This is a genomic window from Spirillospora sp. NPDC052269 (assembly GCF_040679435.1).
In the GTDB taxonomy this organism is placed as follows: domain Bacteria; phylum Actinomycetota; class Actinomycetes; order Streptosporangiales; family Streptosporangiaceae; genus Spirillospora.
Map to the genome: position 1 here is coordinate 39,176 of NZ_JBFAUU010000011.1, position 15,546 is coordinate 54,721.

At 73.2% G+C, this 15,546-nt stretch carries 16 protein-coding genes; 8 read left to right on the forward strand and 8 right to left on the reverse strand.

Annotated elements, in window-relative coordinates; genetic code table 11:
• Positions 1-5 precede the first annotated feature (5 nt).
• Entirely contained in the window at positions 6-1,295 is a 1,290-nt protein-coding gene (locus AB0L06_RS23755) for an ABC transporter substrate-binding protein (RefSeq protein WP_500233258.1), read from the reverse strand.
• Between the two features lie 180 nt (positions 1,296-1,475).
• On the opposite strand from AB0L06_RS23755, the gene AB0L06_RS23760 reads away from it, so the two are divergent.
• From AB0L06_RS23760 to AB0L06_RS23780, 5 genes are all read left to right on the forward strand, one after another.
• Positions 1,476-2,153, forward strand: coding sequence for a nucleotidyltransferase domain-containing protein (locus tag AB0L06_RS23760; protein ID WP_500233259.1), 678 nt, complete (start codon positions 1,476-1,478; stop codon positions 2,151-2,153).
• A gap of 111 nt (positions 2,154-2,264) precedes the next feature.
• A complete protein-coding gene (locus tag AB0L06_RS23765; RefSeq protein ID WP_500233260.1) occupies positions 2,265-3,251 on the forward strand; it encodes a glycoside hydrolase family 6 protein in 987 nt (328 codons plus the stop codon).
• Positions 3,252-3,256: 5 nt separating this feature from the next.
• Entirely contained in the window at positions 3,257-3,922 is a 666-nt protein-coding gene (locus AB0L06_RS23770) for a response regulator transcription factor (RefSeq protein ID WP_500233261.1), read from the forward strand.
• Between the two features lie 7 nt (positions 3,923-3,929).
• Complete coding sequence (locus tag AB0L06_RS23775) at positions 3,930-5,420, forward strand: sensor histidine kinase (protein ID WP_500233262.1); 1,491 nt, start codon at positions 3,930-3,932, stop codon at positions 5,418-5,420.
• Positions 5,417-6,400, forward strand: coding sequence for a TAXI family TRAP transporter solute-binding subunit (locus AB0L06_RS23780; RefSeq protein ID WP_500233263.1), 984 nt, complete (start codon positions 5,417-5,419; stop codon positions 6,398-6,400). Before AB0L06_RS23775 ends, AB0L06_RS23780 begins: the two co-directional genes overlap by 4 nt.
• Before the next feature lie 431 nt (positions 6,401-6,831).
• Here the strand turns inward: AB0L06_RS23780 and AB0L06_RS23785 are convergent, their stop codons facing one another.
• Positions 6,832-7,428 (reverse strand): TetR/AcrR family transcriptional regulator, encoded by a 597-nt coding sequence (locus AB0L06_RS23785; protein WP_500233264.1) that lies wholly within the window; start codon positions 7,426-7,428, stop codon positions 6,832-6,834.
• Positions 7,429-7,518: 90 nt separating this feature from the next.
• On the opposite strand from AB0L06_RS23785, the gene AB0L06_RS23790 reads away from it, so the two are divergent.
• Positions 7,519-8,304, forward strand: coding sequence for an SDR family NAD(P)-dependent oxidoreductase (locus AB0L06_RS23790; protein WP_500233265.1), 786 nt, complete (start codon positions 7,519-7,521; stop codon positions 8,302-8,304).
• 80 nt (positions 8,305-8,384) lie between these two features.
• Positions 8,385-9,059, forward strand: a complete 675-nt coding sequence (locus tag AB0L06_RS23795; RefSeq protein ID WP_500233266.1) for a DivIVA domain-containing protein — start codon at positions 8,385-8,387, stop codon at positions 9,057-9,059.
• An 80-nt stretch (positions 9,060-9,139) separates the two neighbouring features.
• Here AB0L06_RS23795 and AB0L06_RS23800 read toward each other — a convergent pair whose 3' ends face one another.
• From AB0L06_RS23800 to AB0L06_RS23825, 6 genes are all read right to left on the reverse strand, one after another.
• On the reverse strand, positions 9,140-9,781 hold the full coding sequence (locus AB0L06_RS23800; RefSeq protein ID WP_500233267.1) for a class I SAM-dependent methyltransferase: 642 nt from the start codon (positions 9,779-9,781) through the stop codon (positions 9,140-9,142).
• Positions 9,782-9,865: 84 nt separating this feature from the next.
• Positions 9,866-10,318: a hypothetical protein gene (locus tag AB0L06_RS23805; RefSeq protein WP_500233268.1), complete on the reverse strand. Its 453-nt coding sequence runs from the start codon at positions 10,316-10,318 to the stop codon at positions 9,866-9,868.
• On the reverse strand, positions 10,311-11,315 hold the full coding sequence (locus AB0L06_RS23810) for a WXG100 family type VII secretion target (protein ID WP_500233269.1): 1,005 nt from the start codon (positions 11,313-11,315) through the stop codon (positions 10,311-10,313). The genes AB0L06_RS23805 and AB0L06_RS23810 overlap by 8 nt, the downstream gene beginning before the upstream one ends.
• Before the next feature lie 7 nt (positions 11,316-11,322).
• Positions 11,323-11,667 (reverse strand): hypothetical protein, encoded by a 345-nt coding sequence (locus AB0L06_RS23815; RefSeq protein ID WP_500233270.1) that lies wholly within the window; start codon positions 11,665-11,667, stop codon positions 11,323-11,325.
• Positions 11,664-12,050 carry a YbaB/EbfC family nucleoid-associated protein gene (locus tag AB0L06_RS23820; protein ID WP_500233271.1) on the reverse strand — a complete coding sequence of 129 codons (387 nt, stop codon included), beginning with the start codon at positions 12,048-12,050 and terminating at the stop codon, positions 11,664-11,666. The genes AB0L06_RS23815 and AB0L06_RS23820 overlap by 4 nt, the downstream gene beginning before the upstream one ends.
• A gap of 282 nt (positions 12,051-12,332) precedes the next feature.
• Positions 12,333-13,466 (reverse strand): ROK family transcriptional regulator, encoded by a 1,134-nt coding sequence (locus tag AB0L06_RS23825; protein WP_500233272.1) that lies wholly within the window; start codon positions 13,464-13,466, stop codon positions 12,333-12,335.
• A 229-nt stretch (positions 13,467-13,695) separates the two neighbouring features.
• On the opposite strand from AB0L06_RS23825, the gene edd reads away from it, so the two are divergent.
• Entirely contained in the window at positions 13,696-15,540 is a 1,845-nt protein-coding gene (gene edd / locus AB0L06_RS23830; protein ID WP_500233273.1) for a phosphogluconate dehydratase, read from the forward strand.
• The last annotated feature ends 6 nt before the right edge of the window (positions 15,541-15,546 follow it).

Here is a 15,546-nt window from a genome sequence, read left to right on the forward strand (position 1 = left end):
GCGACTCACTGCCCCGCGGTCAGCGTGGTCAGCTTGCCCTGCAGGTCGGTGAGCGCCTGGTCGACGGGCTTGCCGGCGTTGACCGCGTCGTACACCGAGCTCTGGATGGCGGTCGTGACGTCGCCGTACTTCACCACGACCGGACGCGGCTTGGCGGTGGTGATGGCCTGCTTCAGGGTCGGCAGGTACGGGTACTTCTTGGCCAGCTCAGGGTCGTCGTACAGGGACGCGTTGGTCGGGGCCATCGAGGTGGCCAGCAGGTTCGCGCGCTGCGCGGGCTCACCGGTGAGGTACTTGATGAAGTCGAGCGCGGTGGCCTTGTTCTTGGCGAAAGCGGAGATCGCCAGGTTGTGCCCGCCGAGGTTGGCGACGCCCGGGCCGTTCAGGCCGGGCAGCGGCGCGACGCCGAACTTGCCCGCGACCTTGGACGAGCCGTCGGTCGCGTTGGCCATCGCGTACTGGTACGGCCACTGCCGCTGGAACAGCAGCTTGCCGCCCTGGAAGTAGCGGCGTCCGCCCTCGGTGTCGAGGGTGACGGCCTCCTTCGGCATGCGGTTCTTGCGGGTGTCGACCAGCCACTGGAGGCCGGCCTTGGCCTGCGGCGTGTTCAGCGACGGCTTGCCGCTCGCGTCCATGATCGAGCCGCCCTGGGCCTCGATCGCCTCGACCGCGCTGATCGTCAGGCTCTCGGTCTTGTTGACCTCGGTGAAGAAGCAGTCGACGCCCTTGCCCTCGGGCAGCGCCTTCACCTTGTCGCAGTCGGCCCACATCTCGGCGTAGGTCTTCGGCGGCGCGCTGATGCCGGCCTTGTCGAGCAGGTCCTTGCGGAAGTAGAGCATCCCGGCGTCGGAGGTGACCGGCACGGCGTACTGGGTGTCGCGGTACTTCCCGGTCGCGACCGTCGCGGGCAGCAGCTTCGAGGTGTCGATGTCCTTGGGCAGCGGCGTCAGCCAGCGGTTCGCGGCGAACTCGGCGGTCCAGACGACGTCCAGGTTGATGATGCCGTACGCGTCGGACTTGGTCTGCGCGTTCTGGATGAACTGCTGGCGCTGCTCGTTCGGCTCGTCCGCGATCTCGACGAGCCGGACCTGCTCCTTGGGGTGCCCGGAGTTCCAGCCGTCGAGCTGCTTCTGCAGGTTGCCCGAGCGGTCCTTGCCCGTGACGAACGTGATCGGGCCGCGTCCGTCGAGCGCCGCAGACGGGGCGGAGTCCTTCTTGTCGTCGCCTCCGCCGCAGGCCGTCAGCGCCGCGAGCGCCAGACAGGTCAGCGCTCCGGCCGTGATGGTACGCCGCATGGGGGTCCTCCTCTGTGAAACGGGATTGACGTGGAGGACAACCCGTTTCACCTGTTCCTCGTGGGGGTGGTGCGGTGAAGGTAGCAACGGGCCGTAAGGAACGTAAAGGTCTTGCAGAAAGTTTCTGCAAGGCGACAAACAGGTCGACGAGGGGCGAACAGGTGCGGGACGCTTTCCGTCGTGACCACACCCGAGAGCCTCGTGACCGACCACACCGTCCTCGCGGTGGTCGTGGGCTCGCGCGCCTACGGCCTGGACACCGCCGCCAGCGACACCGACCGCCGCGGCGTCTTCGTCGCGCCGACCGAGCTCTTCTGGCACCTCGACAAGCCGCCGACGCACGTCACCGGCCCGCTCGAGGAGCAGTTCTCCTGGGAGTTCGAGCGCTTCTGCGAGCTGGCGCTCGTCGCGAACCCGACCATCCTCGAGTGCCTCTGGTCGCCGCTGGTCGAGAAGGTCACCCCGCTCGGCCAGGAGCTCCTGGACGCCCGCACGGCGTTCCTCTCACTGCGCGCCCACCGCTCGTTCCTCGGGTACGCCGACAGCCAGTTCCGCAAGATGGAGAACCACGAGGGCCGCAACCCCAAGCACGTCATGCACATGCTGCGGCTCCTGCTCAGCGGGCTTCACCTGCTGGAACACGGCGAGCCGATGGTCCGCGTCGACGAGCACCGGGACCGGCTGATGGCCGTCCGCGCCGGCGCCATGCCCCTGGACGAGGTCACCGCGTGGCGCGCGTCCCTGACCGCCCGCATGGACGACGCGCTCGCCCGCACCCCCCTCCCGGACGAGCCCGACCGCGCCCGCGTCGACGCCCTCCTCCACTCCGTCCGCCGAAGAAGCATCACCCGGGCCTGACCGGCCGGACGGCTGAGAGCGGGCCGATAAGTCCGTTTCGCGGACGTGGGTGGTTGATTCGCGCCAGAATGTCGGCCGTTCGAGTCGATCATGCTGAGCGAGGAGGACAGAATGCGCAAGGTGTTTCCGCTGGTGGTGGCCGCTGTCGCAGTGGGCGCGGCCGCCTGCTCCTCAGGCGGGAGCGATGGCGCGCGGCTCAGTGCGTCGGACGCGAGTGACGCGGCGGCGGCGAGCCCGTTCTACGTGGATCCGGGGACCCAGGCCGCGGCCTGGGTGAAGGCCCACCCGAAGGACGCGCGGACGGCGAAGATCAAGGCGTCGATCGTCGCGCGGCCCGGCGCGCGGTGGTTCGGGAACTGGAGCGGGGACATCACCCGCGCCGTTTCCGGGTACGTCGGCGCGGCGAAGACCAAGGGCAGGACGCCCGTCCTCGTCGCCTACAACATCACCGACCGGGACTGCGGCGGCGCGTCGCACGGCGGGGCCGGCTCGTCGGCCGCGTACAGGACGTGGATCTCCAAGTTCGCGGGGGCGGTCGGTAGTCGTCCGGCGATCGTGGTGATCGAGCCGGACGCGGTCGCGCAGCTCGACTGCCTGCCGAAGGCGGCGCAGGCGAACCGTACGGCGCTGCTGAGGTACGCGACGCAGCAGTTCAAGAGCAAGGCGCCGAAGGCGAAGGTCTATCTGGACGGCGGGAACTCCCACTGGGTGGCCCCCGCGACCATGGCGAGCCGCCTGAACGCGGCCGGGGTGAAGAACGTCCGCGGCTTCTCGGTGAACGTGTCCAACTTCTTCAAGACGGCCGAGTCGGCCGCCTACGCGAAGAAGGTCAACGCGTCGCTGTCGTCGAAGTACCGCTACACGCGCGGGTTCGTCATCGACACCAGCCGGAACGGCAACGGCGGCAAGCCGGGCGTCTGGTGCAACCCCGCGGGCGCCAAGCTCGGGACGGCGCCGCAGGCGGGCGGCTCGGGCGCGGACTACCTGCTGTGGGTCAAGATCCCCGGTGAGTCGGACGGCCCGTGCGGCACCGGCCCGAAGGTCCAGGCGGGGACGTTCGGCCCGGACCTCGCGATGCGGCTGATCAACGGGCGCTAGGGCAGATGCCGAGGGCTCTGCTGGTCGAGGACGACCGCCGGTTCGCGGCGGCGCTGGTCAAGGCGCTGGCCCGGTGCGGTTACGAGGTGGAGCACGCGCCGGACGCCGCGTCCGCGCTCGCCGCGCCGCCGTGCGACATCGTCCTGCTCGACCTCGGGCTGCCCGACCTGGACGGCCTGGAGGTGTGCCGGCGGCTGCGCGAGCGCGGCGAGGTCGGGATCATCGTGCTGACCGCGCGCAGCACCGAGCGCGACCGGGTCACCGGGCTGCGCGCGGGCGCGGACGACTACCTCGTCAAGCCGTTCGGCATGGCCGAACTCCAGGCGCGCATGGAGGCGGTGCTGCGGCGGGCCCGGCCGCGGCACCGCGACGGCGTGCGGGCGCTCGGGCGGCTCACCGTCGACCCGGCCGCCCGCACCCTCACCCTGGACGCCGCGCCGGTCCGGCTGACGCCCAAGGAGTTCACGCTGCTGGCGCGGCTGATCCGGGAGCCCGGCGCGGTGGTGGAGCGCGAGACGCTGCTGCGCGAGGTGTGGGGGACGTCCTGGCAGGGCCGTTCCCGCACCCTCGACGTGCACGTCTCGACGCTGCGCGCCAAGCTCGGCGACGCGGCGCGGATCGAGACGGCGCACGGCGTCGGGTACCGGCTCGTCGCGGGCGGCGGGGGCTGAGCCGGGGATGCGGCGGCGGCTCTACCTGACCTACCTGCCGCTGCTCGGCGCGGCCCTGCTCGCCCTGGCCGTCCCGCTGGCGACCGGGACCGCCGCCCGCGACACCCAGGACATGTACATGGACCGCGCCGGGGACACCGCGCGGTTCGCCTCGCTCGCCGAGACCGCGCTGCGCACCGGGCGCACGTCCGCGCTGCACGGCGAGCTGGAGCAGTACGACGCGCTGTTCGGCATCCCGGCCGTGGTCGTGGACCGGGACGGCGCGGTCGCGATCAGCTCCCGTCCGGACCTGGACCTGAACGCGGGGGACGTCCGGGAGCGGGTGGCCGAGGCGCTGTCCGGCGAGGCGGCCCGCACCACCCCGACCATCTGGCCCTGGCAGGACGGCCCGATGGTGGTCGTCGAGCCGGTCGGCAGCGGCGGCGAGATCATCGGCGTCGCCGTGACCGTGTCGCCGACCGGACGGCTGCGGCAGGGCCTGCTGGACGCCTGGACGCGGCTGTTCGCGGCGCTCCTGCTGGTCGTCCTCGTCGGCGTCGTGGTGGTGGCGATGGTCGCGCGGTGGGTGCTGCGGCCGGTCGCGGAGCTGGACCTCGCCGCGCACGCGCTCAGCGAGGGCCGGTTCGAGGAACGCGTCGCGAGCGGCGCGGGCCCGTCCGAGCTGCGGCGGCTCGCCGAGTCGTTCAACGCGATGGCCGGGCAGACCGCCGCGCTGGTGGAACGGCAGCGGTCGTTCGTGTCCTACGCCAGCCACCAGATGCGCACGCCGCTCGCCGCGCTCCGGCTGTGGCTGGAGAACCTCGAGCCCGAGGTCGGGCCGGACGGCCGGACCGACCACGCGATGGCGCTCGAGGAGGTCGACCGGATGGCGCACCTCTACGACGCGCTGCTCGCCTACGCGTCCGCCGAGGCCAGCGCGGTGAAGGCGGACGAGGCGAAGGTGGACGACGTGGACCTCACCGCGCTCGCCCGCGCCCGCGCCGACGGCTGGCGGGACGTCGCGGACCGCCGGGGCGTCCGCCTGCTCGGCCCCGACTCCGACGACGCCCCCGGCTCGGGCTCGGGCGCCGCCTCCGGCCCCGGCTCAGGCTCGGGCGCCGACTCCGGCGCCGCCGCTGGCTCCTGCTCGGCTGGGTTGCTCGCGCGGGCCGCGCCGGACGCGCTGGAGCAGGCGCTCGACGCGATCATCGACAACGCGGTGAAGTTCTCCGGGGACGGCGGCGAGGTGCGGATCGCGACCGAGGCCGTCCCGCCGGACCGTGCCGCCCTCGTGGTCACCGACAGCGGGCCCGGCATGACCGAGACCGAGGCCCGGGACGCCCTCCAGCCGTTCTGGCGACGTCCCGCCGACCAGAACGTCGAAGGCTCCGGTCTCGGCCTCACGATCGCGAACGCCCTGGTCACGGCCTCGGGTGGACGCCTGCACCTGGCCGCCGCCGACCCGTGCGGGCTCCGCGTCCGCATCGAGGTCCCGGCCGCGGTGGAGCCCGGCCCGTGAGGCGGCGGACGGTGCTGGCGGGGCTGCTGGCGGGGGTGCCGCTGGGAGCGTCCGGGTGCCGGACGGACGGGACGCCGCTGCCGCCGGTCGTGATCGCGACCGGCGGGCGCGGCGGCGTGTACCACGCGCTCGGCGAGGCGTTCGCGGCCACGCTGCACCGCCGGTGGAAGGTCCACGCGACCGTGCTGACCACGGCCGCGTCCATCGAGAACCTGCGCCTGCTCGCCGCCGGACGCGCCGACCTCGCCTTCAGCACCGTCGACTCGGCCGACCTCGCCGCACGCGGCGCCGGACCCTTCGGGGGTCCCGTCCCGGGCGGTGCCGCCGGCGGGATCGCGGCGCTGTCGGGGCTGTACGACGACTACCTGCAGATCGTGGTCCGGGCGGACGCGCCGATCCGGACGGTCGCCGACCTGCGCGGACGTCGCGTGTCGACGGGCGCGGCCGGGTCCGGGACGGAGGTCGTCGCGGGCCGGGTGCTCGCGGCTGCGGGCCTGCGCGGACACGACGCGATCGTCCGGTCCCGCCTGTCGGCGAGCGGGTCGGGGGAGGCGCTGCGCACCGGGCGGATCGACGCGTTCTTCTTCACCGGCGGCCTGCCGACGCCCGCCGTCGCCGACCTCGCCCGGACCGTCCGGGTGCGGCTGCTGCCGGTCGGGGCGCTGGTCGCGGGCCTGCAGCGGTCCTTCGGGGAGGTGTACCTGGCCCGGTCGATCCCGGCCGGGACCTACGGCATGGGACGGGAGGTTCCGACCGTCGCCGTGCCGAACGTGCTGGTCGTCCGGGCCGACATGCCGTCCGGGGAGGCCCGGGAGCTGACCGCGCTGCTGTTCGCGAGCAAGGCGCGGCTCGCCGCCGTCCACGCGCAGGCGCGGCGGCTGGACCGCCGGGCCGCGCTGGCCACCTACCCCCTGCCGCTGCATCCGGGCGCGGCCCGCTACTTTCGCGAGACCAAGGCCTGGGCGGCCTCCCAGCACTGACAGTGCGCGTGCCGGAAATCACCCACGTGCCACAAGGGGGCCTACACGTTGACGGAGTGCTGTGCGCGGGATCGGACGTCACGCGCGTGCGGGGCGGCGGGCGCCTGCGCGTGACGGGGTGTGGGGCCGGGAGGCGTCCTGGGAGGGCGCCTCCCGGCCATCGGGCTCGTCGCGGGGGGCGCGGACGGGCCCGTGAGGCGCGGAAAGGCCGGGGGGAGTGGCCTTTCGCGCCCGCCGGTGGCGCTTCAACCGCTGTGCGCCGCCGGCTCGGTTCGGCACCGACGAGAACGTGCCGTAGCTGCACCCCAACGCTAGGAAGCGCGGGCCGCGCGGGCGAGGGTCCGGCGGTTTCCCTTACAAATCATTTACATGCCCGCGCCAGCTGATGCGGAAGTGAAATACCCGCGTCGGCGGCGGCGCGCGGCAGGGGCTCAGCGGGACGCGGCGAGGATGCGGACGGCCTCCACGACCGCGGCGCGGCGGCGGGCGAGGGCCGCCTTCTCGTCCGACTCGTCCAGGACCATGCGGCACAGCTGCGGGACGGTGAAGTTCCACGCGACCAGGCCGAGCAGGGTGAACAGCCAGTCCTGCGCGGCGCGGGTGCGGGACTCCTCGTCCGGGGCGTCCGCGCCGACACCGGCGGCGACCAGGGCGCCGGCGTGGCCGCGGTAGGCCGCGCGGCGCTCCTCTTCGCCGAGGGTCTCGGGCGCGCGGGACTCCAGCGCCTCCCACATCAGCAGCCGGATGAACTCGGTGTGCTCCTGGTACCAGTCGAACAGGAGGCCCACCGTGTCGGCGACCGCGTTCGTGTCGAGCGGGCCCTCGTGGCAGACCTCGTCCATCTTGGCCCGGACGACGGCGCCGAACAGCGCCTCCTTGTTGCCGAAGTACAGGTAGATCGCCTGCTTGTTGGCCTGCGCGGCGGCGGCGATCCGCTCGACCCGGGCCCCGGCCAGGCCGTGCGTGGCGAACTCGTCGGCGGCCGCCTCGAAGATCCGCTTCCGGGTGGCGTCGGCGTCGTAGCTCATACCGAAATTAAACCACCCGGTTGACAAGCCCGCCCGAACGCGATCATGATCTAAAACAACCGGATGGTTTATTTCGAACGGAGACCCCTCATGTCCCACGTGTCCGACGCCCCCGCCCCGGTCCGCTCGCCGCTGCCCGGCGGTCTCGCCGGATCCACCGTGATCGTCCTCGGCGGCTCGTCCGGCATCGGCCTCGGCGCCGCCGGGCTGCTGCACGGCCTCGGCGCCCGCGTCGTCCTCGTCGGCCGCGACAAGGCCCGGCTGGACGCCGCGGTCGGCTCCGTCACCACCGAGGGCGGCGCCGAGGTGCTCGGCGCGGTCGCCGACGCCGCCGACGAGGACGCCGTCCGCGCCGCGTTCGACCTGGCTGGCGGGGTGGATCACGTCCTGATCACCGCGGGCGGCCTCGGCGGGGCGGCCCCGCTGGCCGAGGTCACGTCCGAGGGCGTGCACGCGGCCTACGACCAGCGGGTCTGGGCCGCGCTGGTCGTCGCCCGCCTCGCCGCCGAGCGGATGCCCGCCGGAGGCTCGCTCACCCTCACCTCCGGCAGCCTCGCCGTCCGCCCGGTGCCCGGCATGGCGGGCGCGATCCCCTCGATCGGCGGAGTCGAGACGCTGACCCGCGCGCTCGCGGTCGAGCTCGCGCCGCGGCGGCTGCGCGTCAACGCCGTCCGCTACGGGGCGTTCGACACCCCGCTGATGCGCTCGGCCATCGGGGCCGACACGGACGAGGCCGTCCGGGACGCCGGGGCGGGCACCCCGCTCGGACGGTTCGGAACCGCGGAGGAGGCGGGCGCCGTGTCGGTGTTCCTCATGGCCAACACCTACATGACCGGCCAGGTCGTCACCGTGGACGGCGGCCAGGGTCTCGTCTGATCATGGCGGCCCCATCCCGTTTACAAGCGGTTGTCATGGGAATGCAAAGCGTGACAACATGCCCGGCGGAAGGGGCCGACATGCTGACACCGTCCGAGGTCGCCCGGAAGGTGTTCACCACCGTGCGGCTGCGGGAGGGGTACGACCCGGTCGAGGTGAACGACTTCCTCGCCGACGTCGAGACCACCCTGACCGCGCTGCAACGAGAGATCGACGCACTGCGGTCCCGGCCGCCCGAGTCGCCGGAGACCGCGGCGGGCGTCATGCGCCTCGCGCAGGAGACCTCCGACCGGCTGCTCGAGGCGGCCAAGCGCGAGGCGTGCGAGATCGTCGAGCGGGCGCGCGGGCGCGCGTCCACGCTGGAGGACGAGGCCCGCGCCTCCGCGGGTGAACTGCTCGCCGACGCGCGCGCCCGGCACTCGGAGGCCGTCCGCTCGGCCGAGGAGGTCGTCCGCTTCGAGGCCGACCTCCGCGCCGGGCTGGACGACCAGGTCAACGGCATCCGCGAGATCCTGCGCGGCCTGGAACGCCAGCGCCGCGCCCTCCCGGGGACCGGAGACCATCCGCGCCAGCTTCTCATCCCCGTCCCGCCGCCGCCGTCCGAGCCCGGGGACGACCACGCCCCGGAGCCGGCGAAGGCGCAGGCGCCGGTGCAGGCCAAGGCGCCGACCGCCCTGGCCAGGGGCCTGAGCCAGGCCAAGGCCCCGGCGAAGCCCCCGGGGCTGGACGTGGAAGCGGAACGGACGTCTGCCTGAGCCTTCCGGCAGGCCAACCCTTCCGGTGGGTCAGGCCTTCCGTGGGTCAGGCCTTCGGGTGGGTTGGGCCTTCGGGTGGGTTAGGCCTTCCGGCGGGCCTTGACGGTGCAGTCGAGGCGGATCACGAGCGTGCCGTCCGGGGCGGTCTGCTCACGCTCGTGCTCGACGGCGCGCTGTACTTCCCACTCGTCCGGGTTCAGGTCGAGGACGGTGACGACCTCGGCGGCCGTCGGGAGGAAGTTGTGGGCGTCCGGGGCCCAGGGCGGCGGGCCCGCGTGCCCTTCGACCAGCAGCGTCCCGCCGGGGGCGACGGCGTCGCGTGCCGCGCGCAGGATCTCCTCGGAGATGGGCGCGGCGGGGGAGTGCAGGAACTGCGTGGTCACCAGGTCGTAAACGCCCTCGGGGAACGACTCGGACAGGTCCCGGCGCTGGAAGTCGATCGCGTCCGCCGTCCCGGTGTCCACGGCGTGCTGCTCGGCGCGTCCGATGGCGACGCCCGAGACGTCCACGGCCGTGACCTTCCAGCCCCGCCGGGCCAGCCAGACGGCGTCCGCGCCCTCGCCGCAGCCGAGGTCGAGCGCCGTCCCGGGGGCGAGTCCGGAGATCTCCTCGACCAGGGCGGCGTTCGGGTTGCCGCTCCAGATGTGCCCGTGGCCGTGGCCGTGCCCATGGCCGCCGTAGCGCTCGTCCCAGAATTCTTCGTTGGTCGGTTCCTCTGCCATGCGCACAGCATCGCCAGCGGCGTCAGGAACAGGCAAACCCCGTTGCCGATTCGGCAACGGGGCAGGGGTGGCCCGCTCGTCCCCTTACTTCATGGGGTCGGCGCCGCTCGCCTGGGTCACGGCATTCCGGATGGTCTGGACGATGCGCTCGTGGTCCGGCCCGAGGTTCCAGGTGTAGCACTGCTGCCCGGAGCCCCGGATGAGGAGCTTGGGCCACCTCGGTCCCCCGGACGAGGGCATCTGGGTCTGCAGGAACGTGATCTCGTTCAGCGGGAACGTGTGGGTCCTGAAGGTCTTGCGCACGACGAGCGACGCCGGATCGAGGATGATCCGGCGTCGGATCGTCGCGGCCACGGGTAGGACGACCAGGAGAAGGAACCACAGGATCCACACCAGGTTCGACGGGGACCCGTCGGTGAGCTCGCCCGGATCTCCGCCGGTCGCCGCGAGGAGGGCGACCACGAAGAGCCCGGTGAGGCCGAGCGGCGGCCAGCGCAGCCCGGTCCAGGTCGTCGTGGGCGGGGCCGGATCAGACACCGAGATTCAGTTTCCGGTTGATCTCGCCGGGCTCCGGGACGTTGCTGTGGTCGTCCTCCTCGCTCTGCCCGAGCCCGGTGCCGATCTTGGTGCCGGCGGCGATGCCGCCGTCCTTCGGGTCGTACTTGAACGGGGTTCTCGCGCCGTCGGCGCCGCGGAGGGCGTTCCGCGCGTCCCGGCCGTCCGAGACCAGGTCGCGGCCGAGGCCGCGGGGGCCGAGCGTGGTGTTGCCGCCCTTGCCGGTCAGCTTCCACACCGCGGAGTTCCGCAGCGCCTTGAGCTTGGTGATGATGTTGCGGACGATCTCGGCCATCTTCCTGAAGACGGCCAGCACCCTCTGGACGATCCGGGCGCCGCGGCTGGTCGCGACGGCGACCTCCGCGGTCGTCGCGCCCGCGGCGGCGGCCTCGCTGGCGCCGAGGGTCGGGATCGCGGCGGCCTGCGCGGCCAGCCAGGTGATGATCAGCCACTCGACGAACTGCGAGATCAGGTCCTTGATCAGGGACATCGCGGTGTCGCAGAGCGAGGCGGTGAACGCGAGCAGGCCCTTGACGTCGCCGATGGCGTTGGCGGTGTCCCGGGCGCCCTGGATGAACTCGCTGATCCGCGTCTTGCCCAGCTCGCTGGCGGGACCGGTCCAGGTCTCCAGATCCCTGGAGAGGTCCTTGTCCATCTGGTCGGCGAGCGAGACGAGGTTCTTGGCGACGCCGTCCCATTCCCCGCGGTGCTCGCTGATCGCGCCGTCGTCGCCGGTGACCCAGGTCAGCATGTCGTGCAGCGGCTTGATGACGTCGACCAGGAAGCCGACGCCCGCGCCCACCAGCGCGCCGAGCGGGTCCATCCACGCGGTGAACCCGGTGTACCCGAGGTCGGCGATGTCGCCGGCGATCGAGGTGTAGTCCTCGTTCTGGTAGTGCTCGATGCCCTTGTCGACCTGGCTCCAGCCGGGGACGTTGCCCTTGGCGGCGTCGTACGGGTCGTCGAAGATCTCCACCATCGCGCGATCAGTCCTTTCTCGCCGGGCCCTGCGAGATCTGCGGGCGGTCGGCCTCCAGCGCGGAGATCTTGGCGAGGATCTTCTCGTTCGCGCCCGCGTAGTTGCGCGCGGTCTGCTCGATCCCGCTCTCGATTCCCTTCAGCGACTGGACCAGCAGGTCAAGGTGCTCGCCGATGTCCTTCGTCGCCCGGTCGTAGTAGGAGCTGAAGCCGATCCCGACGGCACCCCACTCGTGGCCGGAGATGCTGATGCCCTTGGCGTCGCCCTGGATGGACACCGCGGCGTCGCTCAGCCGGTCCGCGCTCTCCGCGGCCGACAGCAGCTTGTCGACGTCGTGCGTCGTCTCGGTCATCGGCGTCCGTCCATGTCGTCGCGCGGCGGGGCGGGGAGCCGGGAGCTGACGAGCGCCTCGATGTCCATCCCGGCCGGGGCGAGCGGCGCGACGGTCGCGGCCATCCGGCGGGAGACGTCGGCGCTGGCCGCCGAGATGGTGCTCATCAGCGTCGCCGAGAGCTGCGAGGCGCTCTGCCGGAGCGCGCGCTCGCTGAGGTTGATGTCGGTGATGGCGCCGCCGGGGGCGACGGTGACCGTGACGTTGCCGTCGGCGGAATGCGCGGTGCCGCGCATGGCGGCGATCTGCTGGCGCATCTCGGCGTAGCGCTCCAGCTTTTCCTGCGCGTCCTTGGTCAGGTTCTCCAAAGCCTTCTGAACGGCTTCGGGAGACTGATCGAACACAGTTCGCCCCCGTGACGGAATTAAGGGATGGGGCGTGAGAGCGTAAACGATGCGTTAAGCCTGTCGCAAGGCGCGGCGAACTTTGGCGGACGTCTGGGCGCAGGGCTCGCCGGCGTGCCGATTACGGCATTCCGAGGGTCGCGGGTCGCTAATTCGCGCCGGACGCGAACGGGGCGGAAAGCCCCAGGGAGTGTGTCGAAGGCCGGTAAACCGAGGGCCGCCAGGGCAAAGGCCGGGCAGGGCAAAAGGCCAGTGGGTTGAAGGCCGGTGGGGCGAAGGGCGTCAGGCGGAGGCCAGGACGGCGTCGATCGCCTCCGGGGCCAGGGTGTGGTCGAGGACCATCGCGGCGCAGCCGGTGAGGCCGGCCAGCTCCCCGAGGCGGCTCGGCTCGATCCGCAGGGTGCGGGTGGCGAGCGCCGTCGCACGCCGGTAGACGACCTCGCGGACGCCCGCGACCAGCGGTTCGTACGCGGCGGTGAGGTCCCCGCCGAGGATGACGACGGCCGGGTTCAGGATGTTCACGGCGGCGGCGATGACCTCGCCGAGGCGGCGGCCCGCGTCCCGGACGATCAGGACGGCCTCCGCGTCCCCCTCCTGCGCGCGCGACACGAGCGTGGGCAGGTCGGGCGCGCTGGACAGGGCGACGAGGGCGGCGCCGCCGGCGACGGCCTCCACGCAGTCGAGGTTGCCGCAGCGGCAGGTGACGCCGGGGCCGTCCGCGACGGGGACGTGCCCGAGCTCCCCGGCCGCGCCCTGCGCGCCGCGTTGGACGCGCCCGCCGGAGACCAGGCCCGCGCCGATGCCGGTGGAGACCTTCACGAACAGCAGGTCCGCGACGTCCGCGTGGTGGACGCGGTGCTCGCCGAGGGCGGCGACGTTGACCTCGTTGTCCAGCAGGACGGGCGCGCCGAGGTGCTCGGCGACCTGGGCGGTGCCCCAGAGGTCGAAGTCGGCCGGGTCGGGCGCGCCGATCCCGGCCCCGCGCACGGCCGACGCGGGCAGGCCGCAGTCGGCGAGCAGGGCCGTCCACTGCTCGACGAGGGCGGGCAGCGCCACCTCGGGCAGCCGTCCGGGCGGCAGGTCGGCGTCGGCGCGGCGCAGGATCGTCCCGGCCAGGTCGCAGACCGCGAGCTGGCCGCGGGACTGGCCGAGGTTGGCGACCAGGACCGCGCCGCCCGCCGCGCCGAACGCCAGCCGCGCGGGCGGGCGGCCGCCGGTGGACGGCCCGTCGGCGTGCTCGACCAGCAGCCCGTGCGCGATCAGCTCGGTCACCCGGGCGGCGACCGCGGGGCGGGACAGCCCGGTGACGCGGGCCAGCTCGGCGCGGGTGGCGATGCCGTCCTCGCGGACGAGGCGCAGCACGTCCCCGCAGGTGGCGGGGCGCCGCGCGGGCGGATAGACGGGCCGGTGGGGCATCGGATCATCCAAGCACGTGGACGGGGTCGGGGCGAGCGGACCGGACAGGCCGGTCGGAGTGTGACGCCGGCGGGCGGCGTCGGTGAGCGCCCCGGCGACTAACGACGCCGAGTTGGCTCTAAGGCGGAAACTTCTGTAAAGATTACTGCGTAAGTCTGATGACTTGCATGACCTATCCCCGCTAAGTTGCGTGTGTGTCGTTGTCCGTCCCCTCGGGTTGGAGTGTCTGATGAGCGCTGTGCCGGTCCCACCGCACCCCGTCGTCGCACGGGTCACCGAGCGGATCGCCGCACGCAGCGCCGACCGCCGCGCCGCCTACCTGGGCCGTATCGCCGACGCGCGCACGGCGGGACCCGCCCGCGGCGGGCTCGGCTGCGCCAACCTGGCGCACGGCTTCGCCGCCTGCGCCCCCGACGTGAAGCTCCAGCTCCGCGGGGACGTGACGCCGAACATCGCGATCGTGTCGTCCTACAACGACATGCTGTCCGCGCACGCGCCGCTCAAGGACTACCCGGACGCGCTCAAGGCCGCCGTCGCCGAGGTGGGCGGCTGCGCGCAGTTCGCCGGGGGCGTGCCCGCGATGTGCGACGGCATCACGCAGGGCCGCGCCGGGATGGAGCTGTCGCTGTTCAGCCGGGACGTCATCGCGATGGCCACGGCGGTCGCGCTGTCCCACGACATGTTCGACGGCGCGCTGCTGCTCGGCGTCTGCGACAAGATCGTCCCGGGCCTGGTGATCGGCGCGCTGGCGTTCGGGCACCTGCCCGTGATCCTCGTCCCGGCCGGGCCGATGGCGTCCGGGCTGCCGAACGCGCAGAAGGCCGCGATCCGCAAGCGGTTCGCCGCCGGGGAGATCGAGCGGGACGAGCTGCTCGCCGCCGAGGCGAGCTCGTACCACTCGTCCGGCACCTGCACGTTCTACGGGACCGCGAACTCCAACCAGCTGCTCATGGAGGTCATGGGCCTGCACCTGCCGGGCGCCAGCTTCGTCCCGCCGCACACCGCCCTGCGCGACGAGCTGACCCGCGCGGCCGGCCGCCGCGTCGTCGAGATCACCGACGTGCGCGGCGCGGGCTACACGCCGATCGGCGAGCTGCTGGACGAGCGCGCGTTCGTCAACGGCGTCGTCGCGCTGCTGGCGACCGGCGGCTCCACCAACCACACGCTCCACCTGGTCGCCATGGCCGCCGCCGCCGGGATCGAGCTGACCTGGGACGACTTCGACGAGCTGTCCCGCGTCACGCCGCTGCTGACCCGGCTGTACCCGAACGGCACCGCCGACGTGAACCACTTCCACGCGGCGGGCGGCACCGGCTTCCTCATCCGCGAGCTGATCGGCGCGGGCCTCGTCCACGGCGACGCCCGGACGGTCGGCGGCGCGTCCCTGGCCGAGTACGCGGTCGTCCCGACCCTGGAGGACGGCGAGCTGACCTGGCAGGACGCGCCCGCGACGTCCGGTGACGCCGAGGTGCTGCGCCCGGCCGCCGAGCCGTTCGACGAGCACGGCGGCCTGCACACGGTCGACGGCAACCTCGGCCGCGCGGTCGTGAAGGTCTCGGCGGTCACGCCCGAGCGCCGCACGATCGAGGCGCCCGCGCGGGTGTTCGGCTCGCAGGACGAGCTCCATGCCGCGTTCGCCGCCGGGGAGCTGGACGGCCGGGACGTCGTCGCGGTCGTCCGGTTCCAGGGGCCCGCCGCGAACGGGATGCCCGAACTGCACAAGCTCACCCCGCCGCTCGGCGTCCTCCAGGACCGCGGGCACCGTGTGGCTCTCGTCACGGACGGCCGGATGTCCGGAGCCTCCGGGTCCGTCCCCGCCGCGATTCACGTGTCCCCCGAGGCCGCCGCCGGTGGTCCGCTCGCGCGCGTGCGCGATGGGGACGTGGTACGGCTGGATGCGGACAAGGGGCTCCTGGAAGTCCTGGTCCCGGACGACGAGTTCGCCGCGCGCGAGCCCGTCGCGCCGCCCTCCGAGGCGGTCCACGGGACCGGACGTGAGCTGTTCGGGGCGTTCCGCCGGGCCGTCGGCCCGGCCGAGCGCGGCGCGGGCGTGTTCGACGGCGTGGCCGGCTGAGCGCCC